2 protein-coding genes are annotated in these 3,380 nt (G+C 48.2%); both read left to right on the top strand.

The window, feature by feature from the left end:
- Positions 1 to 161: 161 nt before the first annotated feature.
- Positions 162 to 1,127: a phage recombination protein Bet gene (gene bet / locus QUA23_RS30625; RefSeq protein ID WP_333079621.1), complete on the top strand. Its 966-nt coding sequence runs from the start codon at positions 162 to 164 to the stop codon at positions 1,125 to 1,127.
- Between the two features lie 58 nt (positions 1,128 to 1,185).
- A partial coding sequence (locus tag QUA23_RS30620) for an ASCH domain-containing protein (protein ID WP_333079622.1) occupies positions 1,186 to 3,380 on the top strand: 2,195 nt, incomplete at its 3' end.

Genomic DNA, 3,380 nt, shown 5'->3' with positions numbered 1-3,380 from the left:
CCGAGCGTAATTTTCGACAGCGATTCTGGCAAGTTTTTCGCCAAAGCTCCGATCGACCCCCGCATCTGCCCGGTTGCCGTTAAATACCTGCCGTACCGGGAATGCCGGGGCGAAATCCTCAGCAACATTGCAATTGTGCGATCGCATTCCGAGGAGGTCGCATGAATTCAAATATTGTCCAAGTTCAAAAATCCGAGCTCATTTTTAACGAGTCTCAAGTTCGGCTGCTCAAATCAACAATTCTCGACGATCAAACCACTAACGACGAATTAGCTTTGTTTTCTCTAGTTTGCGGTCGCACTGGTTTAGATCCTTTTGCCCGCCAAGTTTACGGAATTCGCAGAAAAGGAAAGCTGACTTTTCAAACTTCGATCGACGGTTACAGATTGATTGCCGATCGCACTCGGAAATATGCCGGCTCTGACGATGCAATCTTTGACGAGGGCTTAAATCTCTACCAGCATTTGGAATCAGGCAGGAAACTGCCCACAGTTGCCACGGTTACGGTTTGGAAACTGGTAGAAAATGTGCGCTGCCCCTTCACCGCTTCTGCTAGTTGGAGTCAATATTCGCAAACTTACAGCGGCAAGCTTACCGAAACTTGGGCGAAAATGCCTCACTTGATGCTTAGCAAGTGCGCCGAGAGCTTGGCTTTGCGTAAAGCTTTCCCAGCAGAACTTTCAGGTATTTACACCAGCGAAGAGTTTCCCGCAGAAAGCGAAAGTTTTGCCGATCGCACTTCTGCACCAGTTAATCCCAAGCCTTCGACAGTCAGCCGCTCTGTTGAAGTTTTGTCGCCAGTTGCCACCAGCAATCCCGCCGCCAGTGCCGAGGTAGCCGAAAAGCTGCACAAGTTGAAATGGTCTGACTTTCAAATTCAAAATTGTCTGGTGGCTAACTTCAATGCGGTCAGCCCAACAGATTTAGATGACGATCAACTGCTTGATTTGATTGATTACTTAGACTTGTTCGAGAAAACCTCGGCAGAAGTTCGCCGGCTCAAGTGGACAACAGAACAGGGAAAAGAAGTTTTAAAAAGTCAATTCGGCGTTGAAAGTCGCAACAATTTGACTTTGCAGCAGTTGACTAAATTTCACAATTTCCTCAAAACTCAAAAGCCGGCGTAATTTTCACGGTTCCCGGTTTCACCCTGGGAACTGCTTACCACTTCACGGGAAAAATAAAATGTGTATCAATTCTAAAATTCAACAAAAACTCGACCAAAAAGCGGCGCTTGATGCCGAGATTGCAAAACTAGAGGCGCTAGCGGCATCTACAATTCCCGTTAAAAACTTGCTTTCTGAGTTGCTCGCAAATTATGCCCAAGAAGCGCCCGAAGATTTGAGCGCGGTTTGGCAGGAAGTTTTGGCGATCGGGCAGCAGTACAACTTATCGGTGCAGCCGTTGGCAGTCGATGAAGTGAAACAGTGGGAAGCTGCTAATCGGGAAGTTGAATATTTGCGATCGCAGGTTGCGGACTTGCAATTTGACAGCGAAAAATTTAGGCAGGAACACAGCAAAATTACAGAGCGGCATTTAGAATTGCTTGGTGCTAGTTCGGAGCGGGTACAACAGTTGTCGGCAGAAAATGCAGAATTGCGATCGCAAATTTCAATAGAGCCGGACACTGAATCAGAAACCCAGACAAAATCTATTCCCGCTCTCACTCTATGGCAGCCTTGGGCGAGCTTGATTCAGCACGAAGTTAAGCGCACTGAAACCCGTTCGTGGTCAACTAATTACCGGGGTCCGATCGCGATCCACGCTGCTAAAAAACCTGCCGATCCTTCGGATTGTTCCGACCTTTTTAAATTGTTGCCCGCTAATTGTGAATTTCTGCCGTTGGGTGCTGTTGTGGCGATCGCAAACTTGATCGACTGCGTGGAAATGACGCCGGAATTTATCGCTCAGCAGTCAGAGCAAGAATTGAAGTGCGGCGACTGGCAACCGGGGCGGTTCGCTTGGGTTTTGGAAATTATTCGCCCCGTAGTGCCGCCAATCCCTGCCACTGGAGGACAAAAGTTGTGGAATTGGTCGGGAACGTCGATCGAGGCAGAATTGGAATACTTGGAAAAGTTGAAAGCTGCACCCGAATACGAGCCAGAGGAATGTTGCGACACGGTTGAAAGTATTCTGGAGGCTGAAGGTTTTTCCAAATACGACCCTGATATGCCTCCAGATTGGGATACTTCGGAACTTTACGAAAATTATCGTGGGTGGGATGTTTTTTACTCTTTCCCCAATGGCGGCATCGTGGCGATCGGGTTGAACAGTAGCAAAAGCAATCAATTTTGGGATGCCAGCACCGAATACATCCAAGAAATAGAGGGTAATACCTTCCCAGAATCTTTAGCTGATTACGATGAGATTGTCGCTTGGACTAAGCAATTAATTGATCGAGTAGTTGCAGTAACGCCCGTTGAAAGTTTAGAGGCTCCAGGGCAGCAAGTTTTACCGCTGGAGTTTCCTGAAGTGGCGGCAGAGAAAACTGACAACACCGTGCTCGCGGGGGATGAATACGACGCGGCAGTTGAGGAAGAATTGGCGCTGGACGATGAGGAGTTAGAAGAGGCGGAACATCCCAAACCTGTTATCGACAACGCACTCGATTTTGAAACTCTCGGTTTTCAGGTAATGGTCTGCCCCTCCCACGGCGGAGGCGAACTAACTGGAGTAACTTTTCGAGTTACGAACCCTGAAGAAAAAGGCGCAGACGGCAAACCAAAGTTAATGTTTTCTAAATCTTTGTTGGCGGCAGAGTTGGGCGATCGCCCTTACAAAAGTATCGCCCGCACGCTAATTCAAGATTGGCGCGACAGCGAGGCGGGTCGGCTAGATAAAATAGCCAACCCCTACAAGAAACCGGAAGACGATTTTATCGAACTGGTAAAAGTTTCCAACGATGTCGGCTACCTCAAGCGCAAGGATAACGGCGAATTAATTGCTGCCTACGCTGCTTTTTCTAACGCTGCCAAGAATGGAGGCTCGACAAAAACCAAGGCAAAAAGCCGAGCAAAAAAGTGGGCCGAATGGCTGGCAGCTAACTTTGGCTGGGAGTGCAGCGAGCCGAGAGTTTGCAAGCGGATGGAATCGGATACAAAAATCCAGTTTGCTTATGAAATTAAGATTTCTAAGGGATTCTCGATCGGGCAACTGCAAAAACTGACAGAGGAAGATTTAGAATTGCTGCCGGGAGAAGTTGCGCCAGAAACGACACCGCCAGCCGAAAAAGTTGCAGAATCTGAGGCGCAAGTTTTCAAAGTGAAAATTAATTCCTATGAAGCGACTAGCGGTACAGAGCAAGAAATGCGATCGCGCTTCGAGCACGAGCTGAAAGATCTCGGAGGTTCGCAAATGTCGGTGTCGCTGCTGACGGGTTC

This window comes from Microcoleus sp. Pol1C5 (assembly GCF_036701115.1).
In the GTDB taxonomy this organism is placed as follows: domain Bacteria; phylum Cyanobacteriota; class Cyanobacteriia; order Cyanobacteriales; family Microcoleaceae; genus Microcoleus.
The sequence above is the reverse complement of the archived record's forward strand: the minus strand, read 5'-3'. Positions and strand labels throughout refer to the sequence as shown.